Genomic DNA, 22,680 nt, shown 5'->3' on the forward strand with positions numbered 1-22,680 from the left:
GGCTTGGCGCCTGTGAGACCTTGTGGCGAGCCCCTGGTAGACCTGAGTCTCCCCCCTCGCCACATGTTTAGTCATTAATGTCACTTTGACTGACCCGCAGGGAGTGCTTCACTGGGCCTTTCAGGCATGCCCGGATCCAGGAGCTCCCGATGAACCTGCACCAGTACGCTGAAACCCACGAAGTCACCAACCAGCCGCCACCCCTCGACGGTGCCAACCTCTATCGCCTCGACCTGCCATTGCAGGAGTGGTCACGGCGCTTCGGGGCCGGTTGGGCCGAATCGCGGATCGACGCCTATGGCGCCCTGGCGGGCGGGCCGCTGATGGCCGCAGGCTTCCTGGCCAATGCGCACAAGCCGGAATTCAGCAGCCATGACCGCTACGGCCATCGCATCGACCTGGTCGAGTTTCACCCCGCCTATCACGAGCTGATGCGCACCGCCGTCGAACACGGCCTGCCTTCATTGCCCTGGGCCGAGCCTAGGCCTGGAGCCCATGTGGCGCGGGCGTCGATGACCTACCTGCACAGCCAGGCCGAAGCCGGTAGCGGCTGCCCGCTGACCATGACCTTCGCTGCCGTGCCCGCGCTCAGGCTGCAGCCCGAGCTGGCCGAATACTGGCTGCCGAAGATCCTTGCCTGCGAGTACGACCCGCGCAATGTCGGCGACCGGCACAAGGCCGGGGTGACAATTGGCATGGCCATGACCGAGAAACAGGGTGGCACCGATGTGCGCGCCAATACTACGCGCGCTTACCCGGTCGGCAGCGCCGGCCCGGGGCAGCCCTACGAGCTGGTCGGGCACAAGTGGTTCTGCTCGGCGCCAATGTGCGATGCCTTCCTGACCCTGGCGCAGACCGACAAAGGCCTGAGCTGCTTTTTGTTGCCGCGCCACCGGCCCGATGACAGCCGCAACCAGTTCTACATCCAGCGCCTGAAGAACAAGCTGGGCAACAGCTCCAATGCCTCCAGCGAAGTCGAGTTTCGTGGTGCTTTGGCGTGGATGGTCGGCGAGGAGGGGCGCGGCGTGCCGACCATCATCGAGATGGTCGCCATGACCCGCTTCGACTGCATGGTCGGCTCCAGCGCACTGATGCGTCAGGCGCTGACTCAGGCTGCACACCACTGTGCCCATCGCAAGGTCGGTGGCCGGGTGCTGAACGAACAACCACTGATGCAGAACGTACTGGCCGACCTGGCCCTTGAAAGCGAGGCGGCGCTGGCCCTGAGCCTGCGCATGGGGCAAGCCCTGGAGCAGCTCGACGACCCGCAGCAGGCGCACTTCGCGCGGCTCGTCACGGCAGTGGGCAAGTACTGGATCTGCAAGCGGGCGCCGGCAATGATCAACGAGGCCGCCGAGTGCCTGGGCGGTGCGGGTTACGTCGAAGACAGCATCCTGCCGCGGCTGTACCGCGAAGCACCGGTCAACTCGACCTGGGAGGGCTCGGGTAACGTGCAATGCCTGGACGTGTTGCGCGCGTTGTCCAAGGAGCCTGGGGTGCTCGATGCTCTGTTCGCCGAGCTAGGCGACGGGCATGGTGACCCACGCCTGGCCGCGCATATCGGCAACCTCAAAGGGGCGTTTGCCGATACCAGCGATATCCAGTACCGGGCACGGCAGCTGACCGAGGACATCGCCCTGGCGCTGCAGGCCAAGCTGCTGCTGGAGGCGGGTAATGCCGTGGTCAGCGATGCGTTCATCGGTAGCCGGTTGGCCGGTGGCGGGCGGGTGTATGGCGCATTGCCGCGCGGGGTGGATGCCGTGGCACTGGTGGCTCGGGCAACACCAGCCTGGGCAGGCTGAGTTGCCTTCTTCGCGGGCAGACTCGCACCCACCGGATTATCACCGACCTTGAAGGTGGCGCAGCTTGTGTGAAAGCGGGTTTGCCCGCGAAGAAGGCGACACCGATCAATGGGGATGTATTTACCCAAGAAGGCAGGCAAGATGGCTTACACGCATGTCCAGACAGGAAGCCCAGTGTGAGCCAAGCTTTTGTAGTCGTTGATACCCCCGAACAGGCCGTCGACCGTCTGGCGGCCTTGCATGAACAGGCCACCGGGGCCCTGAGCCAGGCCCTCAAGCGTTACCTCAAGGACCGTACCGAGCCGGATGCCGACGAGCGCGCCTTGTACCGCTATCCGGCCCTGCGCCTGACCTACTACAGCCACGGCGAAGTTGCTGCCACTACCCGCGCCTATGCCAAGGTCCAGGTAGCGGGCACATACAGTGTCACTGTCACCCAGCCCGCGGCATTCCGCGGTTACCTGCTGGAGCAACTGCGCCCGTTGATGCACGACTACACGGTGACCGTGGAAGTCGGCGTCAGCGAACAGAACATCCCGTACCCCTATGTGGTCGACCAGGGCGATGAGCTGGCTGGCAGCGGCATCACCGCCGCCGAGCTGGCGCGGGTGTTCCCCAGCACAGACCTGTCGGCGGCCACCGACAACATTGCCGACGGCCTCTACGACTGGGGCAACGCCGAAACCCTGCCGCTGGCGCTGTTCGATGCCGCCCGCGTGGACTTCTCCCTACGCCGCCTGGTGCACTACACCGGCAGCGACTGGCGCCACGTGCAGCCGTGGATCCTGCTGACCAACTATCACCGTTATGTCGACCAGTTCATCAGCCATGGCCTTGAGCAACTGCGTGAAGACCCGCGCTTCGTACGCATGGTGCTGCCGGGCAACGTGATGATCGAGAAGGGCATGGACCACGGCGAAGCTCAAGCCCTGGTGGCCAGTGTGGTCTGGCACCGCTACCAGATGCCGGCCTACCATCTTATCGCTGGCGACGGCGATGGCGTGACCCTGGTCAACATCGGCGTCGGCCCGTCCAATGCCAAGAACATTACCGACCACCTGGCGGTGCTGCGCCCGCACTGCTGGCTGATGATCGGCCACTGCGGTGGCCTGCGCCAGTCGCAGACCATCGGCGACTATGTGCTGGCCCACGCCTACATGCGCCGCGACGGTATTCTCGACCGCGTGGTACCGCCGAACATTCCGATCCCGGCGCTGGCTGAAGTACAGCTGGCGCTGCAGGAAGCCGCAGCGCAGGTAACCGGCGAGCGTGGCGAAGAGCTGAAAAAGCGCCTGCGCACCGGCACCGTGTTGACCTACGACGACCGCAACTGGGAGCTGCGCTGGGCCCAGGAGCGACCCTTGATCAACCTGTCGCGCGCCGTGGCGGTGGACATGGAGAGCGGCACCATCGCTGCCCAGGGCTATCGCCTGCGGGTACCTTATGGCACCTTGCTGTGCGTTTCCGACAAGCCGCTGCACAGCGAAATCAAGCTGCCGGGTTCGGCCAACGCCTTCTACAACCGTGCGGTCAGCCAGCACCTGAAAATCGGCATCGCCGCCCTCGACCTGCTGCGCACCGAGCTCAATTCGTTGCACTCGCGTAAACTGCGCAGCTTCGATGAGCCGCCGTTCCGCTGAGGATCCATGCCACTGCCCCCCCGTTCCAAGCCGCGCCGCCCCCAGGCGCGGCCTGCCGGCCCCCGTCGCCAGGCCAAGGCGCCACCGGCCGAGCCACGCCTGATTCTGTTCAACAAGCCGTTCGATGTACTGACTCAGTTCAGCGACGGTGAGGGGCGCGCGACCCTCAAGGATTTCATCGACATCCCGGGTGTATACCCGGCCGGGCGGCTCGACCGCGACAGCGAAGGCTTGTTGCTGCTGACCAACGATGGCGGGCTGCAGGCGCGCATTGCCGACCCGAAGCACAAGCTGCCCAAGACCTACTGGGTGCAGGTGGAGGGCGAGCCGAGCGACGAACAGATCCAGCGTTTGCGCGATGGTGTGGAACTGAATGACGGCCCGACCTTGCCCGCCGAAGCCCGGCGTCTGGACGAGCCCGAGCTATGGCCACGCAATCCGCCGGTACGCTTTCGCAAAAGTGTGCCGACCCGCTGGCTGGAACTGGTGATCCGCGAGGGGCGCAACCGCCAGGTGCGGCGAATGACTGCTGCCGTGGGTTTGCCGACCTTGCGCCTGGTGCGGGTGCGGATCGGTGACTGGGCATTGGATGGGCTGGAGCAGGGGTGCTGGCGCGAAGTGGCGCCGAAGCTTTAGACCCCTTCGAGAAACGCCACCACCACGCTCTTGATGATGAAGGCCAGCACCCCCAGCCCAAGCACGAAGAACAGGATCATCGTGCCAAAGCGCCCGGCCTTGGATTTTTTCGCCAGGTCCCAGACGATGAAGCCCATGAAACCGATCAATACGGTGACCAGGACGATCATCATCCACTCTTCGAATACGGCGGGATCCATCTGTGTTCTCCAGGCAGGCTGAGCTTGCGATTATACGCGGGAGGGCCGGCGCTTAGCGCAGGTGGGTCAATGGCAGCTCGGTGCTCGCCAGCACCTGGTTGAGCACGAAGCTCGAGCGCACGCTGGTAACGCCTTCGATGCGGGTCAGGCTGCCTAGTAGCAATTTCTGGTAGTGGTCCATGTCCGGCACCACCACCTTGAGCTGATAGTCGGCATCCATACCAGTGACCAGGCTGCACTCGAGCACCTGCGGCAGGTTACGAATGGCGGCTTCGAAGGTCTCGAAGCGTTCCGGGGTGTGCCGGTCCATGCCGATCAGCACGTAGGCGGTCAGGCTCAGGCCAAGCTTCTTGCGGTCGAGCAGGGCGACCTGGCGCGAGATATAGCCGTCGTCTTCCAGTTGCTTGACCCGACGCGAGCATGGCGATGGCGACAGGCCGATGCGTTCGGCCAGCTCCTGGTTGGAGATGCGCGCGTCACGCTGCAATTCGGCGAGGATGCTCAGGTCGTAGCGGTCAAGTTTGCTCATGGAAAAGGCCTTTTCTGTTCAAATTGCGGTGAATTATCGATCCAGGGTTAAAAATTGCGCAAGTGCTATTTATCTGAGCAATCTTCGCAATCCTCTGCCGCAACCTCTCCCGTATCGTTACCTACAGAATCACTGCCCGGACATCAGTCCACGGCGACGTGCCCTAGGCGGGCGGTCGCGGCCAGCCATCCAACAGGATCTGCAGGCCCCCGGGCTACACAGCTTTCAGAAGACGCTGTGAGGTGAGCCGGCGCCACAAGTGCCGAGCACGGACGACAATTCTCAAAGGGAGGCCAATGGCCTCCCTTTTTTCATGGCCGCGATTTCATCTGCCTGTGGTGCCGGCGCGGTAGACTGGCAGCCTGCCGTTTTCTTTACCGTGAGGAACAACATGAAGTCGCGCATCTGGCAGTTGGCAGGTGTTGGTTTGCTGGGTTTGAGCATCAGCTTCGGGGCCATGGCCGAAGGGCCGGGCGAGGGGCGTGCCAACGAGGGGGGGCCGGGCCGCTCACTCAACGCGCGTGACGAAGTGCAACAGACCCAGCCCGCGCGGCAGGGCTACTACCAGGATATCCCTCGGCACAATGGCGACAATCGCCACTGGCAAGCCGGCGGCCCGGGGCAACGGCCCGGTGGCGACTGGCAGGGGCGCCCGGACGGCCACGGTAACGGCTGGGGCCCCGGGCCGCAGTATCGCCCGGGGCACACCATCGACCACTTCCCGGACCGCTACTGGAAAGTGCCGTATCGCGGCCATGACTACTTCTACTCCGGTGGTTACTGGTACCGCCCGCACGGTGGTAGCTACGTGGTGGTGGCCCCACCCTACGGCGTGCGGGTCAACTACCTGCCGTCCTATGCGCGGGAGGTCTGGCTGGGGGGAGCGCTGTTCTTCCTGGTGGCCGACACCTATTACCAGTACCTGGCTGACAGCCAGGAGTACGTCGTGGTCAGCCCGCCCGCCATGGCACCGGCACCGTTGCCAGCGGTAGCACCGGCCGGCAACAGCTATGACGTGATTGCCTACCCGATGTACGGCCAAGGGCAGGAGCAGCAGGACCAGGACCGCTATCAGTGTCACCGCTGGGCCGTGAGCCAGTCAGGTTTCGACCCGGCAACGGCGCCCTATGCACCGCCCGTCGAGGTGGCGAGCAACTACCGCCGTGCGCTGGGCGCTTGCTTCAGTGGCCGCGGCTACAGCATCAACTGAAGCCGGAAAGCGCGGCTCCCCCAGGGGATCGCGCCAGCTTAAAGAAATTGAGCAAGACAGTTGCTCTCACAGAGATCACACCGGGTCGGCATGCACCATCACATCCGCCTGTGGATAACGCTGGCGGATGACTGCCGATGCCCGTACGCACAAGTCGTGGGCCTCATGCAGCGGCAACTGCCCGGGCAACTCAAGGTGCAGTTGCACGAACCATTGGTTGCCCGACACCCGCGTACGCAGGTCATGCACACCTTTTACGCCAGGAATGCCCAGGACCAGTTCGACCATCCCTTCGCCAATGTCTGCGGGCAATTCCTTGTCCATGAGAATCGCCGTGCTTTCGCGGGCGATCTGCAGTGCACTCCAGAGGATGTAGAGCGCGATGCCCAGACCGAACAGCGCGTCCAGTTGCGGCCAGCCGAAGCGTGCCAGCAGCAGCGCGAGCAGAATGCTGCCATTGAGCAGCAGGTCGGAGCGGTAATGCAGCGAGTCGGCGCGCACTGCGGTCGAGCCAGTCAGGCGAATGACCTTGCGCTGCAATGCCAGCAAGGCGACGGTGAGCGCCAGCGACAGCAGCATCACGCCGATGCCGATGGCGGTGTCACCCAGCGGCTGCGGGGCTTGCAGGCGCTCGACAGCCTGTACCCCGATCAGCACCGCGCTTACCCCGATGAACAATGCCTGGGCCATGCCGGCCAGGGCCTCGGCCTTGCCGTGGCCGAAGCGGTGGTCGTCATCGGCCGGGCGCAGGGCATAATGCACAGCCAGCAGGTTGAGGAACGAGGCGACGGCATCCAGTGCCGAGTCGGTCAACCCGGCCAGCAGGCTGACCGAACCGCTCAGCCACCAGGCCACCGCCTTGCTCACGACCAGGATGCTGGCCACTGCCAGTGAGGCGCGGGTGGCCAGGCGCAGTAAACGCTGGTGTTCTGCCGGGGTAATCATGCCCAGGGTGCTGTCCTCGTGGGTATCAGGCCGCAGGTACCAGGCCCAAGGCCGCCAGCTGCTCGGCGCTGCCGCGGTGCTGGATCAGCCGTGGGTCATCCAGCGGCAGGCGCTGGCCGAGTTCGCTTTCGAGAATGGCCTGCAGCTTGAGGTTGTCGACCTTGCCATCCGGGCTGACGGCATCGCGCAATTTTGCCGGGTCGACCTGGGCGGTGTGCCCGCCCCGGTAGTAGATGGCGCCGGTGGCGAAGTCGATGCCAAAGGCGATCAGGCCCGGGATCACGTAGAACAGGATGCCGATGGCGTCCATGGCGGCGACCACGGGGTCGATCTTGCCGCCGATCTGGCCACGGCGCTCGGGATAGAAAATGGTGCCGCAGGCCGTCAGCTGAGTCAGCAGGGTGACGATCAGGGCCCCACCAATGACGCGGGATGGGATGCGCATGTAAATCTCCGAAAGGTGTTCAGCAGGGCAAGCGAAGCGCCAGCACCTGAAGCTAAGACCATGATAGAGCAGGCTGGGTTCGCCGTTATACTCGCCAGACTGTTCGAGGACCACCATGATTTCTTTACCGATCGATGCTGTCTTGCCTGCCTTGCGCCAAACCCTTGGAAACCGCGACGAAGCCGTGCTCGAAGCCCCACCGGGTGCGGGCAAGACCACCCGCGTGCCGCTGGCGTTGCTCAATGAGCCGTGGCTGGCCGGGCAGACCATCCTCATGCTCGAACCGCGCCGCCTGGCTGCGCGGGCCGCGGCCGAGCGCCTGGCCAGCGAGCTGGGCGAAAAGGTTGGTGAGACCGTGGGCTATCGCATCCGGCTGGACAGCAAGGTCGGGCCGAACACCCGCATCGAAGTGGTCACCGAAGGCATCCTCACCCGCCGGTTGCAGTCCGACCCGGCACTTGAAGGTGTGGGCCTGCTGATCTTCGACGAATTTCATGAGCGCAGCCTGGATGCCGACCTGGCCCTGGCACTGAGCCTCAATGGCCGCGAGCTGTTGCGTGACGACCCACCGCTGAAAATCCTGCTGATGTCCGCGACCCTGGAAGGCGAGCGCCTGTCGCGCTTGCTCGACGACGCGCCAGTGGTCAGCAGCGAAGGGCGCATGCACCCGGTGGATATCCGCTGGGGCCGGCCGTTCCAGCCGGGCGAGTTCATTGAGCCACGGGTTGTGGATAACGTGCTGCTGGCGTTGGCCGAGCAGCCTGGCAGCGTGCTGGTGTTCCTGCCCGGCCAGGCCGAGATCCGCCGTGTGCACCAAGGCCTGCAGGATGCCTTGGGGGAACGGCCAGATGTTCTGCTTTGCCCGCTGCACGGCGAACTCGACCTCAGTGCCCAGCGCGCGGCCATCGACCCGCCAGCCAAGGGCCTGCGCAAGGTGGTGCTGGCCACCAACATCGCCGAGACCAGCCTGACCATCGAGGGTGTGCGCGTTGTCATCGATGCCGGCCTGGCGCGGGTGCCGCGTTTCGACCCGGGCAGTGGCATGACCCGCCTGGATACCCAGCGTATCTCCCGCGCCAGCGCCACCCAGCGGGCCGGCCGCGCGGGGCGCCTGGAGCCGGGGGTGTGTTACCGCCTGTGGTCCGAGGCCCAGCATGACCAGTTGGCTGCCCACGGCAGCGCAGAGATTCTTCAGGCCGACCTTGCCGGCCTGGCTCTGCAACTGGCCCGCTGGGGCGTCAGGCCTGATCAGCTGCGCTGGCTAGACCAGCCACCGGCGGCAGCCTTTTCCCAGGCCCAGGACCTGCTGGCACGCCTTGGCGCATTCAAGGCGGGCAGCCGCGACAACCTCAGCGACCATGGCCAGGCCATGGCCGAATTGCCGGCCCACCCACGCATCGCCCACCTGCTGCTTCGCGGCCAGGACCTCGGGCTGGCGAGCATGGCCTGCGATGTCGCGGCCCTGCTCGGCGAGCGCGATATCCAGCGCGGTGGCGGTGCCGACCTGCAAAGCCGGCTGGCGCTGGTCAGTGGCGAGAGCAAGGCCAGCCGCGCAGGCCAGGGCGGCGTGCAACGCGCCCGGCAGCTCGCCCGCCAGTACCGTGGCCTGCTGCGCGGCAAACCCGGGGCAGCGGTTGTCGACCCCGATCACCCACGCTGGCTCGGCGCCCTCCTGGCGCTGGCCTATCCCGATCGAGTCGCCCAGCAGCGGCGCGAGGGCGGTGCTGAATATCGCATGGCCAATGGCCGCGCTGCCTTGTTCGCCGAGGTCGATGCATTGATGAAATGCCCGTGGCTGGTCATCGCCGACCTGGGCAGCCGGCAAGGCCAGCGGGAAGAGCGCATCTACCTGGCCGCCGAGTTCGACCCGGCGCTGCTCGATGGCGTGCTGGCCGAGCAGGTCGAGCACGTCGATATCCTCGACTGGGACGAGCGCGAGCAGGTGTTGCGTGCCGAACGCCAGTCCAAGGTCGGCGAACTGGTGCTGAGCCGCGAACCATTGCCCGGCCTGAGTGATGAAGCACGCGCCCAGGCACTGGTTGGCCTGGTACGGCGCAAAAGCTTGAATCTGCTGAACTGGACCCCGGAGCTGCGTCAGTGGCAGGCGCGGGTAGCACTGTTGCGTCAGCTGGACTTGCTCAAGGATGGGCAAAGCGAATGGCCCGACCTGGGTGATGAAGCCCTGCTGGCCAGCCTGGAAGACTGGCTGCAACCCTACCTGGGCAAAGTCTCGCGGCTGAGCCATTTCGCTGCGCTGGACCTTTCATCGATCTTGCGCAATCTGCTGCCCTGGCCATTGCCACAGCGCCTGGATGAATGGGCGCCGGCGCATCTGGCGGTGCCGTCCGGCTCGAACATCCGCCTGGACTACAGTGAGAACCCACCGATCCTTGCCGTACGCTTGCAAGAGCTGTTCGGCCTGGCCGACACCCCACGCATCGCCAATGGTCGTCAGCAGGTGAAGTTGCACCTGTTGTCACCGGCTCGGCGGCCGGTGCAGGTGACCCAGGATCTTGCCAACTTCTGGCGTACGACTTATGCCGAGGTGAAGAAGGATCTGAAGGGGAGGTACCCCAAGCACTATTGGCCGGATGATCCATTGGTGGCTGAGGCTACCGCACGGGCCAAGCCGCGCGGCACCTGAAGCGCAGTGTTCAGCTATCTTGCTTGAGCAGGAAGGTGAGCGTTTCGCCGTCTTTCGTGTTCAGCAGGTAATGGGTCTGGTGGTTGTGATGCGGGATGTCCAGGATGGCTCCCGCCCGGTAGCCCTGATGATCACGCAGGTGACAGATCAGGCCGTGCTCCGACAGCTCCAGCGGTTCGCTCTTCCAGTAATCGGTCACTTCCGACCGCTGGTAGAAGCCCAGGTAACCGTTCAGGCTCAAACCCAGTTCCCTGGGGGGATTCGCATTGCCAGAGAGGCTGATGTGGTAATGCAGTCGGTCTTCTGTCTGGGAGTCGAAAGCAAAATACAGGGGTATGGAGTCCTGTAAACCGCCAGCCATGAGCCAGACGTCCTGAGGCGTTATCCCCCAATACCATTTATCGCGGCTCCTGCTTTGCCCCAGGGCACATGCCTGTCGGTGGCAATTGCATACCGTTGGCCGCTGAACGACCCGGCATAACTATCGTGTATTTGCGAGTCCATAGGGAGGCTATCACCGAGTATCAAGGCTCATCGTACAGAGCTTCATGCCTTCCACTTTTGCATCAGGGTCTCAGCTCAAGCGCGAAGGTAGCGACTTCGCCTTTCTTTAAGTTCGGCGTCACCGGCGGGTGGTTGTAACCCCAGTAGCTTGGTGCATAGTTAATGATCTTTATCTTATTCCCACTCTGCTCGCGCAGGTGGCAAACCAGCGTGTCACCGTCCAGGTATTGCTACCGTCGGGCGTGCGAGCAGAACGAAGACTTTTCCAGATGCCTCAGGCCCCGGCTTCACCTTCCAGCAACATGAACAGGCGATACAGCACCACGGTGCTGAACAGCTGCAGGAAGCCACTCAGGCTGTCCAGGGCCAGTTCGACGCCCGGTGCAGGCTCGGGGAAGGCCATCAGCAACAGCCCGTCGATCAGCCAGATCGGGGCCAGCACACCCAGCACGCAGATCATGATGCGCAGGAAGTGCCCGGTGGTCATGCGCGCACTTTCGCGCATCGACTGCACCACCGGCAGGCCGCGCAGCACCAGCAGGTATTCGGCGAACACCAGGTTGATCATGATCCACACGCCCGGGAACACTAGCAGCGCCAGACCGGCCATGATCAGCAGCGAGCTGATCGTGATCAGCAGGGCCAGTTGCGGCCACAGCTGCACAGCGCGGGCGAACAGGTCGCGTTTGCGGATGTCCTGGCCGTTGCTGCGGGTGTCCAGGTAAAGGATCAGCGCCGCGCTGTACAGCGGGTAGAACAGCAGGCTGACCAGCATGCCGTAGGCCGGCGAGGCCTGGTCGCCCAGTTGGCGGTACAGCAGCTGGGTGATGAGGGCTTCGAGCACCACCAGCGGCAGGCACAGCGGGATGATGCTGGCCAGGTGGCGGCGGAAGAAGTACAGGGAGTCGCGCAGAACGCTCAGCGGATTCATCAGTCAACATCGCAAGACAGTAAAAACAGGGGCCTAACTTTAGCCCAGAGCTGTCACTTGCTGAAAAAAGTTTCACCCGTGCAGTGATTGAATCCTTCGCCCGAGCGCCCCATCTTTGCCATGTCCGATGTCCTGCTAGCCCATGAGGTAGCCCAATGAACACTGATGAACAAACCCTGATCGACGGCCTGTTCGGCCGCATCAAGCAAGCCGAAGACCCAAGCCAGCCACGTGACGCGCAGGCGCAGGCACGGATCGAGGAGCACGTCCGCCAGCAGCCGGCGGCGCCTTACTACATGGCACAGGCAATTCTGGTTCAGGAAGCCGCGATCAAGCGCCTGGACGAACAGAACAAGCAGCTGGAGGCCGAGCTCAAGCAAGCGCGGGCCCAGCTTGAGGCGACACGTGCCAGCAGTGGCAATGGGGGTGGTGGGTTCCTCTCCAGCATCTTCGGTGCCGGTGCGCGCAATCCGGAGCCAGCTCAGCCGCAGCGCGCCAGCGCGCCGGTAACGTCGGGTGGTGGCTGGCGTGAGCCGAGCGCACCGGGCTTCTCCCAGCCGCAGCCGCAAGTGCAGGCACAAGCACAACCGCAACAACCCGGCTTTGGCGCCGCACCAGCGCGTAGCGGTGCCAGCAGCTTCCTGGGTGGTGCGATGCAGACCGCTGCGGGGGTTGCCGGTGGCGTGTTGCTGGCGCAAGGCATCAGCAGCCTGTTCAATCACCACTCGCAGCCTGAGGAAGTGGTCGAGGTGATCAAGGAAGAGCCAGCTCCGGCCAGTGACAGCGGCGGCTGGAATGACCAGAGCGGGCAGCAGCAGGTTGCCGACAACGGCGGTTGGGGCAACGACCAGGGCGGCTGGACCGATACCGACTACGGCAACGATGACGGTGGCTTCTTCTCGGATGACGATACGTTCGTCTGACCGGTCTGGCATACTGGCGGCATTTCAGGGGGCGCTTTGCGCCCCTTTCGCGGGCAAGCCCGCTCCCACAGGGTACGTGCAACCTCCAAGTGTGCACTTGACCTGTGGGAGCGGGCTTGCCCGCGAATTCTTCCAGACCATGAGGTTCTCAGGTGAAAAAGATCGCGCTGTTCGCCGATGTGCAGAACCTCTACTACACCGTGCGCCAGGCCCACGGCTGCCACTTCAACTACACCGCATTGTGGAAGGACGTCAGCCGCGAAGGCGAGATCGTCGAGGCCGTGGCCTACGCCATCGACCGTGGCGACAGCAAGCAGCAGCAGTTTCAGCAGATCCTGCGCAACCTGGGTTTTGACGTCCGCCTCAAGCCTTTCATCCAGCGCAGCGACGGTTCGGCGAAGGGTGACTGGGATGTGGGCATCACCCTTGATGTGATCGATGCGGCCAGCCGGGTCGATCAGGTAGTGCTGGCCTCCGGTGATGGTGACTTCGACCTGCTGCTGGAGCGGGTCATCCAGCGCCACGGCACTGAGGCTGTGGTTTATGGCGTCCCCGGTCTGACGGCGTTGTCACTGATTCGTGCCGCCACCCGCTATGTGCCCATCGAAGGCGCGCTGTTGCTCAAGCACTGAGGTTTTTTGTGGAACGTATTGCTGTAATCGACTTTGAAACCACCGGCATTTCACCCGGCGCCGGCTGCCGCGCCACCGAGGTGGCAGTGGTGATGCTGGAACGCGGGCGTATTGTCGAGCGCTATCAGAGCCTGATGAACGCCGGCGTGCCGGTGCCAGCCTTCGTCGCCGGGCTGACCGGCATCAGCACCGCCATGCTGCGCAGTGCGCCGCCGGTGGACAGGGTGATGAACGAGGTCGCCGAGTTCGTCGGTGATACCCCGCTGCTGGCACACAACGCAGCCTTCGACCAGAAATTCTGGGATTACGAACTGGGCCGCATCGGCCGTAGCCGCCAGCAGTCCTTCGCCTGTTCTCTGCTGCTGTCACGGCGCCTGCTACCGGCAGCGCCGAACCACAAGCTGGGTACCCTGACCCGCTGGGCCGGGCTGCCGGACACCGGTACTGCGCACCGGGCCATGGCCGATGCCGAAATGGCTGCCAACCTGCTGCAACACCTGGCCGGTGTGTTACGCCAGAGCCATGGCGTCCAGCAACTTTCCCACGAACTCTTGTGCCGGCTGCAGAAAACGCCTGCGGCGAAAGTTCGCGAAACCTTGGCCAAGTTCGCCTGAGCAGCGCAGCAAAAGTGTGCCGCTCATTTGGAGCGGTTTTGTAACTTATCTTTGCTTGAACACAGCCCTAAACTCGGTCACCCGAAAACGGATTTTTTGAGTTGCCTGCCATGCCTGCCTCCCGTCGCTTTCCGCTGTTGCTCGTCGGCGCCTTTCTGGCCTTGTATCTGGTCTGGGGTTCCACTTACCTGTTCATCCGCATTGGCGTCGAGTCATGGCCGCCGATGCTGATGGCGGGCGTGCGCTTCCTGATCGCCGGCGGCTTGCTGTACGGCTTTCTGCGCTGGCGCGGGGTGCCGGCTCCGACCTGGCCACAATGGCGTGCGGCAGGTGCCATCGGCTTTCTGCTGCTCAGCTGCGGCAACGGCGGTGTGACCGTGGCCGAGCATGCGGGTGTGGCATCGGGCGTAGCGGCGTTGGCGGTGGCCACGGTGCCGCTGTTCACCCTGGTGTTCGGCTTGCTGTTCGGCCACCGCAATTCGCGCCTGGAATGGGCTGGGATCTTCCTCGGCCTGATCGGCATCGGCTTGCTCAACCTCGGCTCGAACCTGCAGGCCAGCCCCATTGGCGCGGCGCTGATCCTGTTTGCTGCGGCTTCGTGGGCGTTCGGTTCGGTGTGGAGCAAAAGCCTGCCATTGCCCCAGGGGCCGATGGCCAGTGCCGCCGAGATGCTGGTAGGCGGTGCGGTATTGCTGCTGGGCAGCGTTCTGTCGGGTGAGCGCATGACGCAGATGCCGAGCGTTGCTGGCTGGGGCGCGCTGGCTTATCTGGTGCTGTTCGGTTCGATCCTCGCCTTCAGCGCCTACATGTACCTGCTCAAGAACGTGCGCCCTGCCGCTGCCACCAGCTATGCCTACGTCAATCCCGCTGTGGCGGTGTTGCTGGGCATCGTCTTTGCTGGCGAAGAGATCGGTGCGGAAGAATGCCTGGCCATGGCGGTGATCATCGGCGCAGTGGTGCTGATCGGCCTGCCGCAGTGGCGCAAGGCGCCCGAGCAGGGGTTGAAGGGCGAAATCTGCAAGTAGCCAGGGGCGATGCGGTAAACTTGCCGCCTTCGCTGAACCCCCTGACGGTATTGCCATGAATTTCGCCCAACTCGGCCTGATCGAACCCCTGCTGCGTACCTTGCAGCAGCTGGACTACACCACCCCGACGCCAGTCCAGGCCAAGGCCATCCCCGCGGTGCTGGCCGGTCGCGACCTGATGGCCGCGGCCCAGACCGGCACCGGCAAGACGGCCGGCTTCGCCCTGCCGGTGCTGCAGCGCCTGGCCTTGGAAGGTGAGAAAGTCGCCAGCAATTCGATCCGCGCGCTGGTGCTGGTGCCGACCCGCGAGCTGGCTGAGCAGGTTCACAACAACGTGCGCGAGTATGCCGAGAACCTTCCACTGAGCACCTACGCGGTGTATGGCGGGGTCAGCATCAACCCACAGATGATGCGGCTGCGCCGTGGTGTCGACCTGCTGGTCGCCACACCCGGTCGCTTGCTCGACCTGTTCCGTCAGAACGCGGTGAAGTTCAACCAGGTGCAGACCCTGGTGCTCGACGAAGCCGACCGCATGCTCGACCTGGGCTTTGCCGAGGAGCTGCAGTCCGTATATGCCGCTTTGCCGCGCAAGCGCCAGACATTGCTGTTCTCCGCCACCTTCTCCGAGCAGATTCGCATGCTCGCGGGCCTGGCCCTGAACGACCCGCTGAGCATCGAAGTCAGCCCGCGCAACGCCGCGGCGACCACCGTCAAGCAGTGGCTGGTGCCTGTGGACAAGAAGCGCAAGTCCGACTTGTTCATGCACCTGCTGCGCAAGCAGCGCTGGAAACAGGTGCTGGTGTTCGCCAAGACCCGCAATGGCGTCGATCAGCTGGTCGAGCGCTTGCTGTCTGAAGGCGTGAATGCCGACGGTATCCACGGTGATCGCCCTCAGGCTACCCGCCAGCGCGCACTGGACAGCTTCAAGGCGCGGGAGGTCCAGGTGCTGGTAGCGACCGATGTCGCAGCCCGTGGCCTGGATATCGACGACCTGCCGCTGGTGGTCAACCTTGACCTGCCGATCGTGGCCGAAGATTACGTGCACCGTATCGGCCGTACCGGCCGGGCCGGCAACAAGGGCGAGGCGATTTCACTGGTGTGTGCCGATGAAGTGCAGATGCTGTCGGCGATTGAAGTGCTCACCCGGCAGACCTTGCCGCGCCATGAAGAGCCTGACTTCATCCCCGAGCACCGGGTACCGATGACCGATGCCAGCGGCCAGGTGATCAAGAAGCCGAAGAAGCCCAAGAAGCCGAAAGAAAACAGCGCCAAGCGCGGGCTGGGGCGCTGGATGGACAGTGCCGAGGCGGGGGCTGGTGAGCCGGCGGTGAAGGCCGTGCGTAAAGTACCAAGCTTCAACGGCGGGCCGCGCAAGCGTAAGCCTTAGTTTCGGGGCCTGTGGGCGCGGGCTTGCCCGCGAACACGGGCGAAGCCCGTGCCGTGCACCGCATTGCCTGCTTCGCGGGCAAGCCCGCTCCCACAATGGACGATGTCTGCCTCAGGGGTTCAGCCAGTGTGCTGCAGCTTGCCCCGCACGAAGCCCGCTGGCAAAGCAGGCCGTCAGCAGATACCCCCCGGTCGGCGCCTCCCAGTCCAGCATCTCGCCCGCACAGAACACCCCCGGCATCCGGCGCACCATCAACCCTTCATCCAGCCCTTCGAAACGCACGCCACCGGCACTGCTGATCGCTTCGTCCAGCGGTCGGGTCCGTACCAGCGTGATCGGCAAGGCCTTGATCGCCTGCGCCAGCGCCTGAGGATCGGCAAAGGTCGGCTGATCCGTCAGTTCCCGCAGCAACCCCGCCTTGACCCCATCGATCCCCAGCTGGCTGTGCAGATGCTTGGCCATCGACCGTGAGCCCCGCGGCTTGGCCAGCGCCTGGGCAATTTTGTCCACAGGCTTGTCTGGCAGCAGGTCGAGTAACAGCCTGGCATGCCCTTCATGCTCGATGGCCTGGCGCAGCTGCGCCGACCATGCATACACCAGGCTGCCTTCGACACCTTGCGCCGTGAGGATGAATTCGCCCTTGCGCGGCGCCATGCCCGGTACGCTCAACGCAATATTCTTCAGCGGGGCGCCCGCGAACTTGTCCACAAGCAGTTGGCTCCAGCCCTCCACTTCGAAACCGCAGTTGCTCGGCCGCAACGGCGAGATATCCACAGCGCGTTCGGCCAGCAAGGGCTGCCAGGCACCATCGGAGCCCAGCCTTGCCCAACTGGCGCCACCGAGGGCCAACACCACGGCGTCGGCTTTGACCTGCAACTCACCCTGTGGATAAGCGATCCGCAAGCTACCGTCGGCATTCCAGCCCAGCCAGCGGTGGCGGGTGTGGATAACTACGCCATTGTCACGCAGGCGCTTCAGCCAGGCGCGCAGCAGCGGAGCGGCCTTCATGTCGGTGGGGAAAACCCGGCCCGATGTACCGACAAACGTTTCGATCCCCAGCCCATGAATCCAATGGCGCAGCGCATCGGCATCGAAGTCGCGCAACAACCCGTCAATCTGGCCCTCGCGCTCGGCATAGCGCGAAACGAACTGTGGATAAGCTTCCGAGTGGGTGATGTTCATGCCGCCAACGCCGGCCAGCAGGAATTTGCGGCCCACCGATGGCATGGCGTCGAACACTTCCACCGTCAGGCCCGCCTGGGCCATGGCTTCTGCGGCCATCAGGCCGGCTGGGCCGCCGCCAATGACGACGGCCAGGGGAGGGGTTGCGGGGGATTTTTCTGGCATGGTGGGCCGCAGGCTGTGGAAAAGGCCGCCCATTCTAGCGCAGCAGGGCCGGCAGAAGTACTGTACAAAAAATGATCAGTGTTCTGCAGGCCAGGCTGGCAAAGGGCTGCAGCGTCTTTCCCGCAGGTTATCCACAAGCGGTTCCACAGTCATTGTGAACAACCCATGACCCGTGCCGCACTGTGGTGAAGAATGCCGTGGCGCTTGGCCAAGGCTTCGCGGTCCTTGCTATAGCCACCACCGATCACGCCGACTACAGGGATATCGCGGCCCAGGCAGTGGCGCATCACCATTTCGTCACGCGCTGCCAGGCCCTGGTCGGTGAGTTGCAGGTAACCCAGGGCATCGTCCTTGTGCACATCGACCCCGGCGTCGTACAGCACCAGATCGGGTTGATAGAGCGGCAGCAGGTAGTTCAGCGCATCTTCCACAACGTTAAGGTAAGCCGTGTCGCCCATGCCGCGTGGCAGGGGGATGTCCCAGTCACTGTGGGCCTTGCGTGCCGGGAAGTTCTGCTCGCAATGCAGCGATACGGTGATGGCGTCCGGGGTGTCGTGGAGGATGCGCGCAGTGCCGTCGCCTTGGTGCACATCACAGTCGAAGATCAGCACCCGGTGCACACGGCCGGCTTCAAGCAGGTAGCGGCTGATCACTGCCAGGTCATTGAAGATGCAGAAACCGGCCGGGTGGTCATGGTGGGCGTGGTGGGTGCCGCCGGCCAGGTGGCAAGCGATGCCGTGCTGCAGCGCCATCTCGGCGGTCAACAGCGAGCCGCCCACCGCACGTACGGTACGCCGCGCCAGGGCCTCGCTCCAGGGCAGGCCGAGGCGGCGCTGGTCCTCGCGGGACAGTTCGCCGTTCATGTAGCGCTCGATGTAGCTGCGGTCATGGGCCAGGGCGAGGATATCGTTGGGGCAGATGTCCGGGCGCAGCAGGGCTTGGTCGGTGGTCAGCCCGCTGCCCACCAGGTGGTCGCGCAGCAGGCGGAACTTGTCCATCGGAAAGCGGTGCTCGGCGGGGAATTCCGGGCTGTAGTCTTCGTGGTAGATCAGCGGCAACGGCATGGGGAGTTCGCAATCGGGGCCAGCGCTGATCTTGCCAGTTATTTCCCTGCGCTGGCCAATACGCGTTGCCAGTCCGGCTCGTTCAAGCGGCCAAGGATCCGCGCCTTGCCGTTGGCGTCCACCGAGACGAACAGTGCGCTGGCGAAATTGCTCTCGCGTTCACCACCGGCCACGCGCTGCTGGCGGGCGAAATGGTCGATGCAGCCATTGTGGGTCACCAGCACCAGGTTGTGCCCTGCACGCTTGCGTGCCAGCGCTTCACTGGCGAATTGGTTGTCGCAGCTTTCCAGCCAGGCTTCGCTGGGTACGCTCTGGCCAAGGATGAAGTGCGCAGTTTGCTGGGTGCGCACTTTAGGGCTGGCGAGCAAATCGGCATTGCTCAGGCCCAGTTGCTTCAACCCTTGGCCTACGCGCGTGGCGGCCTCGCTGCCGGCCACGGTGATGCCGGTGGGGTCGTTCAGGCACGGGCCGGGCGCGCTGTCGCAACGCTCGGCATGGCGGATCATCACGATCACCGCACCGTCGGCCCAGTCCTGCAGCAGGCCGCTTTCGCTCAACTGTTGCTCATTGCCAAGGTCCACGATATGGGTCCTCGTTGCCAGCCAGGTGGTCACAGCCGCAATGACCATGCACAAGCCAAATGCGGCACCGAAGGCTTTGCGTGACATGCGTCGCTTGCGACGGGCGTGGATGGCGGGATGGCCCAAGGTGTTGCCAGGTTGCATGCGTCACTCCAATGGCGCGGCGGTGGATTGGGGGCAGTGTGCGCAGCCGTCTGTCGGGGGCCGGTGAAGGGGTTGTGAAAATTGCATTCTGGGCGCTGCCGGTTGCGTGAAAAACCTGGCCGCGCCTACGCTGTTAAATGCCCCACCGCACAACCGGAGCTCGCCCCATGACCCCCATCCTTCACCTGGAGAGCGCACGCCTGGTGCTGCGCCAATGGCACGATGACGATCTGCGCGAGTTCGCCGCGTTGTGTGCCGACCCGCAGGTGATGCGCTATTTCCCGGCGCCGATGACACGGCTGGAGGCCGCGGCGCTGATTGGCAGGATCCGTGGGCACTTCAATGAGTACGGTTTTGGCCTGTGGGCTCTGGAGCGCAAGGACAGCGGGGCGTTCATCGGCATGACGGGGCTGCTCAATGTCAATTTCGACGCGCCGTTCGCCCCCGCCGTAGAGATCGGCTGGCGCCTGGCGCGGCGCCACTGGGGCCTGGGGTTTGCGAGCGAGGCGGCGTGGACCTGCCTGCGTTGTGCTTTCGCCCAATTGCGCGTGGAGGAGGTGGTGTCGTTCACTAGTGAGAGCAACTTGCCGTCGCAGAAAGTCATGCAGGCCATTGGCATGGTCCAGGACGTCAATGGCAGCTTCGACCACCCCCGCCTGCCCATCGGCCACCCGTTGCGCCCCCATGTGCTGTACCGCATCGACCGCGCACATTGGGAACAGACCCTGCGCACTGAATGAGCCGCCATGCACGGCGTCAATGGCAAACCCTGTATCATTTCCCACCTGAGAGCGCCGTAGAGCTGTGATGCCTTGCTAGGAGAACCCCCGATGAGTCATGTGTTGGACGACCTGGTCGACCTGTTGAGCCTCGAATCGATCGAGGAGAACCTGTTCCGTGGCCGCAGCCAGGACCTGGGCTTCCGCCAGTTGTACGGTGGCCAGGTGCTGGGCCAGTCGCTGTCGGCCGCCAGCCAGACGGTCGAAGATGCGCGCCACGTGCATTCGCTGCACGGTTACTTCCTGCGCCCGGGCGATGCCAGTTTGCCGGTGGTGTACTCGGTCGACCGCGTGCGCGACGGCGGCAGCTTCAGTACCCGGCGGGTGACGGCGATCCAGAAGGGCCAGCCGATCTTCACCTGCAGCGCATCGTTCCAGTACGACGAGGAAGGCTTCGAGCACCAGGTGCAGATGCCCGACGTGGTCGGCCCGGAAAACCTCCCCACCGAAGTCGAGCTGGCCAGCGCCCATGCTGACAAGCTGCCCGAACGCATCCGCGACAAGGTGCTGTGCGCCAAGCCGATCGAGATTCGCCCGGTGACCGAGCGCGACCCGTTCAACCCCCAGCCCGGCGACCCGGTGAAGTACGCCTGGTTCCGCGCCGACGGTACACTCCCTGACGTACCTGCACTGCACAAGTACCTGCTGGCCTACGCCTCCGACTTCGGCCTGCTGACCACGTCGCTGCTGCCCCATGGCAAGTCGGTGTGGCAGCGTGACATGCAGATCGCCAGCCTCGACCACTCGCTGTGGTTCCACCGCAACCTGCGTGCGGATGAGTGGCTGCTGTATGCCACCGACAGCCCGTGGGCCGGCAATGCCCGTGGTTTCTGCCGCGGCAGCATCTTCAACCGCGCCGGCCAGTTGGTGGCGTCGTCGACCCAGGAAGGGCTGATTCGCCACCGCAAGGACTGGGCATGAGCCTGGGCCAAGTCCGCAACTGGGTGTTCGACATGGACGGCACCCTGACTGTAGCGGTGCACGATTTCGCTGCCATCCGTGTGGCGCTGGACATCCCGGCCGAGCACGACATTCTTACCCACCTGGCAGCGCTGCCGGCAGCGGAATCGGCAGCCAAACATGCCTGGCTGCTGGAGCACGAGCGCGACCTGGCAATAGCCTCGACAGCGGCCACCGGGGCGGTGGAGCTGGTGCGTGAGCTGGCCGGGCGCGGTTGCCGCCTGGGCATTCTGACCCGCAATGCGCGGGAGCTGGCGCATGTGACGCTGGAGGCCATCGGCCTGGCCGACTGCTTCCAGGTCGAGCATATTCTCGGGCGCGATGAGGCTGAGCCCAAGCCCAGCCCGGATGGGCTGTTGAAGATTGCCAGTGCCTGGGGCGTGGCGCCCAGCGAGCTGGTGATGGTCGGGGACTACCGCTTTGACCTGGACTGTGGGCGGGCCGCTGGCGCGCGCACGGTGCTGGTGAATTTGCCGGACAACCCGTGGCCTGAGCTGGTGGATTGGCATGCTGCCGATTGCCGGGCATTGCGGGTGCTTTTGGGCTGACTCATGTGTCGCCTGTGGGGGCCTGTTCGCGGGTAAACCCGCTCCCACAGGAGCGCTGCAGGCCTGATTCCTGTGCGATACCTGTGGGAGCGGGTTTACCCGCGAAAGGGCCGACACTGGCTATGCTGAACCCCAGTCTTTCTCTGAATGGAGCCCAGTCATGACCAGCAAGGCCATCTATGTGCAACCCGGCGGCGGCTACGACAAGGTCGAAGTCGGCACCCGTGAAGCCCTCGCACCCAAGGCCGGTGAAATCACCGTGCGCCTGCACGCCAGCTCCCTCAATTATCATGACTTCGCCGTGGTCAGCGGCATGTGGGGCCCGACCGAGCGGCGTATCCCCATGGCCGACGGTGCCGGTGAAGTGGTCGCGGTCGGTGCAGGCGTCAGCGAGTTCAAGGTAGGCGATAACGTTGTCAGCACCTTCTTCCCCGACTGGCTCGACGGTCAGGCCAATGTCGAAGGCTTTGCCCAGGTGCCTGGCGACGGCATCGATGGCTACGCCCGCGAACAGGTAACCGCGCCGGCTACCTCCTTCACCCTGGCGCCCCAAGGCTTCAGCCACGCCGAGGCAGCCACCCTGACCACGGCGGGCCTCACCGCCTGGCGTGCGTTGATGAGTGATGACCACCTCAAGCCCGGCGACACGGTGCTGGTGCAGGGCACCGGCGGCGTGTCGATCTTCGCCCTGCAGTTCGCCAAGCTGGCGGGGGCGACGGTCATTGCCACGTCGTCCAGCGACGCCAAGCTCGAACGCCTGAAAGCGCTCGGCGCCGACCACCTGATCAACTACAAGAGCACCCCGGCCTGGGGCGACAAGGCGCGTGAGCTTACCAGCAATCGCGGCGTCGATCATGTGATCGAAGTGGGTGGCCCGGCGACCCTGGAGCAGTCCATGATCGCCGCGCGCATCGGCGGGCATGTTTCGCTGATCGGCATCCTCACCGGCGTGGCCGGGCAGCTGCCGCTGGTGCAGGCACTGGTGCGGCAGGTCCGCCTGCAAGGCGTGCTGGTGGGCAGCCGTGCGCAGCAGCAGGCGATGATGCGGGCGATCGATGCCAATGGCTTGCGGCCTGTGGTGGACAAGCATTTCGAGTTGGAGCAGATCGTCGATGCGTTCCGCTATCAGGAGAGCAACCGGCATTTCGGCAAGATCTGCCTGACGTGGTAACCCGCTCCCACAAGGGAAA

At 64.4% G+C, this 22,680-nt stretch carries 23 protein-coding genes; 14 read left to right on the plus strand and 9 right to left on the minus strand.

Annotated features, from left to right (window positions below; genetic code table 11):
• The first annotated feature begins 149 nt into the window (after positions 1-149).
• From H040_RS17890 to H040_RS17900, 3 genes are all read left to right on the plus strand, one after another.
• Positions 150-1,802 carry an acyl-CoA dehydrogenase family protein gene (locus H040_RS17890; protein ID WP_027917750.1) on the plus strand — a complete coding sequence of 551 codons (1,653 nt, stop codon included), beginning with the start codon at positions 150-152 and terminating at the stop codon, positions 1,800-1,802.
• Positions 1,803-1,978: 176 nt separating this feature from the next.
• Positions 1,979-3,442 carry an AMP nucleosidase gene (gene amn, locus H040_RS17895; RefSeq protein ID WP_027917749.1) on the plus strand — a complete coding sequence of 488 codons (1,464 nt, stop codon included), beginning with the start codon at positions 1,979-1,981 and terminating at the stop codon, positions 3,440-3,442.
• Positions 3,443-3,448: 6 nt separating this feature from the next.
• Entirely contained in the window at positions 3,449-4,078 is a 630-nt protein-coding gene (locus H040_RS17900; RefSeq protein ID WP_027917748.1) for a pseudouridine synthase, read from the plus strand.
• Here the strand turns inward: H040_RS17900 and H040_RS17905 are convergent.
• Together H040_RS17905 and H040_RS17910 are read right to left on the minus strand one after the other, a co-directional pair.
• Positions 4,075-4,278 (minus strand): DUF2788 domain-containing protein, encoded by a 204-nt coding sequence (locus H040_RS17905; protein ID WP_027917747.1) that lies wholly within the window; start codon positions 4,276-4,278, stop codon positions 4,075-4,077. The two genes, H040_RS17900 and H040_RS17905, sit on opposite strands and share 4 nt — an antisense overlap.
• A gap of 52 nt (positions 4,279-4,330) precedes the next feature.
• Positions 4,331-4,807: an Lrp/AsnC family transcriptional regulator gene (locus H040_RS17910; protein ID WP_003249795.1), complete on the minus strand. Its 477-nt coding sequence runs from the start codon at positions 4,805-4,807 to the stop codon at positions 4,331-4,333.
• 391 nt (positions 4,808-5,198) lie between these two features.
• Between H040_RS17910 and H040_RS17915 the strand changes: the two genes are divergently transcribed.
• Positions 5,199-6,017 carry a DUF6515 family protein gene (locus tag H040_RS17915; protein WP_027917746.1) on the plus strand — a complete coding sequence of 273 codons (819 nt, stop codon included), beginning with the start codon at positions 5,199-5,201 and terminating at the stop codon, positions 6,015-6,017.
• 75 nt (positions 6,018-6,092) lie between these two features.
• On the opposite strand, the gene H040_RS17920 is transcribed toward H040_RS17915, so the two are convergent.
• Positions 6,093-6,962 (minus strand): cation diffusion facilitator family transporter, encoded by an 870-nt coding sequence (locus tag H040_RS17920; RefSeq protein ID WP_027917745.1) that lies wholly within the window; start codon positions 6,960-6,962, stop codon positions 6,093-6,095.
• 25 nt (positions 6,963-6,987) lie between these two features.
• Positions 6,988-7,407, minus strand: coding sequence for a hypothetical protein (locus H040_RS17925; protein ID WP_027917744.1), 420 nt, complete (start codon positions 7,405-7,407; stop codon positions 6,988-6,990).
• A gap of 115 nt (positions 7,408-7,522) precedes the next feature.
• Here H040_RS17925 and hrpB point away from each other — a divergent pair, with 115 nt between their 5' ends.
• The gene (gene hrpB / locus H040_RS17930) at positions 7,523-10,051 is read left to right on the plus strand and encodes an ATP-dependent helicase HrpB (RefSeq protein ID WP_027917743.1); all 2,529 of its coding nucleotides are present in this window, start codon (positions 7,523-7,525) and stop codon (positions 10,049-10,051) included.
• A 10-nt stretch (positions 10,052-10,061) separates the two neighbouring features.
• On the opposite strand, the gene H040_RS27960 is transcribed toward hrpB, so the two are convergent.
• On the minus strand, positions 10,062-10,292 hold the full coding sequence (locus tag H040_RS27960) for a hypothetical protein (protein WP_335740028.1): 231 nt from the start codon (positions 10,290-10,292) through the stop codon (positions 10,062-10,064).
• A 537-nt stretch (positions 10,293-10,829) separates the two neighbouring features.
• Positions 10,830-11,486 carry a YciC family protein gene (locus tag H040_RS17940; protein ID WP_027917742.1) on the minus strand — a complete coding sequence of 219 codons (657 nt, stop codon included), beginning with the start codon at positions 11,484-11,486 and terminating at the stop codon, positions 10,830-10,832.
• Positions 11,487-11,641: 155 nt separating this feature from the next.
• On the opposite strand from H040_RS17940, the gene H040_RS17945 reads away from it, so the two are divergent.
• The 5 genes from H040_RS17945 (at position 11,642) to H040_RS17965 (ending at position 16,067) form a co-directional block, all read left to right on the plus strand.
• A complete protein-coding gene (locus H040_RS17945; protein ID WP_027917741.1) occupies positions 11,642-12,409 on the plus strand; it encodes a DUF2076 domain-containing protein in 768 nt (255 codons plus the stop codon).
• A 152-nt stretch (positions 12,410-12,561) separates the two neighbouring features.
• The gene (locus H040_RS17950; protein ID WP_027917740.1) at positions 12,562-13,041 is read left to right on the plus strand and encodes a LabA-like NYN domain-containing protein; all 480 of its coding nucleotides are present in this window, start codon (positions 12,562-12,564) and stop codon (positions 13,039-13,041) included.
• A gap of 8 nt (positions 13,042-13,049) precedes the next feature.
• Entirely contained in the window at positions 13,050-13,655 is a 606-nt protein-coding gene (locus H040_RS17955; protein WP_027917739.1) for a 3'-5' exonuclease, read from the plus strand.
• A 110-nt stretch (positions 13,656-13,765) separates the two neighbouring features.
• Positions 13,766-14,680, plus strand: a complete 915-nt coding sequence (gene yedA / locus H040_RS17960; RefSeq protein WP_027917738.1) for a drug/metabolite exporter YedA — start codon at positions 13,766-13,768, stop codon at positions 14,678-14,680.
• A gap of 55 nt (positions 14,681-14,735) precedes the next feature.
• A complete protein-coding gene (locus H040_RS17965) occupies positions 14,736-16,067 on the plus strand; it encodes a DEAD/DEAH box helicase (protein ID WP_027917737.1) in 1,332 nt (443 codons plus the stop codon).
• Between the two features lie 111 nt (positions 16,068-16,178).
• Here the strand turns inward: H040_RS17965 and H040_RS17975 are convergent, their stop codons facing one another.
• The 3 genes from H040_RS17975 to H040_RS17985 all read right to left on the minus strand — a co-directional run bounded on the left by H040_RS17975 (position 16,179) and on the right by H040_RS17985 (position 19,203).
• Positions 16,179-17,414, minus strand: a complete 1,236-nt coding sequence (locus tag H040_RS17975; protein ID WP_027917736.1) for a TIGR03862 family flavoprotein — start codon at positions 17,412-17,414, stop codon at positions 16,179-16,181.
• Positions 17,415-17,563: 149 nt separating this feature from the next.
• Positions 17,564-18,478, minus strand: coding sequence for a histone deacetylase family protein (locus H040_RS17980; RefSeq protein WP_027917735.1), 915 nt, complete (start codon positions 18,476-18,478; stop codon positions 17,564-17,566).
• A 38-nt stretch (positions 18,479-18,516) separates the two neighbouring features.
• On the minus strand, positions 18,517-19,203 hold the full coding sequence (locus H040_RS17985; protein WP_027917734.1) for an Ais protein: 687 nt from the start codon (positions 19,201-19,203) through the stop codon (positions 18,517-18,519).
• 167 nt (positions 19,204-19,370) lie between these two features.
• Between H040_RS17985 and H040_RS17990 the strand changes: the two genes are divergently transcribed.
• From H040_RS17990 to H040_RS18005, 4 genes are all read left to right on the plus strand, one after another.
• The gene (locus H040_RS17990; protein ID WP_027917733.1) at positions 19,371-19,943 is read left to right on the plus strand and encodes a GNAT family N-acetyltransferase; all 573 of its coding nucleotides are present in this window, start codon (positions 19,371-19,373) and stop codon (positions 19,941-19,943) included.
• Positions 19,944-20,033: 90 nt separating this feature from the next.
• Complete coding sequence (gene tesB / locus H040_RS17995) at positions 20,034-20,903, plus strand: acyl-CoA thioesterase II (protein WP_027917732.1); 870 nt, start codon at positions 20,034-20,036, stop codon at positions 20,901-20,903.
• Positions 20,900-21,490, plus strand: a complete 591-nt coding sequence (locus tag H040_RS18000; protein ID WP_027917731.1) for an HAD family hydrolase — start codon at positions 20,900-20,902, stop codon at positions 21,488-21,490. The genes tesB and H040_RS18000 overlap by 4 nt, the downstream gene beginning before the upstream one ends.
• A gap of 160 nt (positions 21,491-21,650) precedes the next feature.
• Entirely contained in the window at positions 21,651-22,661 is a 1,011-nt protein-coding gene (locus H040_RS18005; protein ID WP_027917730.1) for a zinc-dependent alcohol dehydrogenase family protein, read from the plus strand.
• Positions 22,662-22,680 lie beyond the last annotated feature (19 nt).

Source organism: Pseudomonas sp. URMO17WK12:I7, assembly GCF_003269045.1.
In the GTDB taxonomy this organism is placed as follows: Bacteria; Pseudomonadota; Gammaproteobacteria; order Pseudomonadales; family Pseudomonadaceae; genus Aquipseudomonas; species Aquipseudomonas putida_J.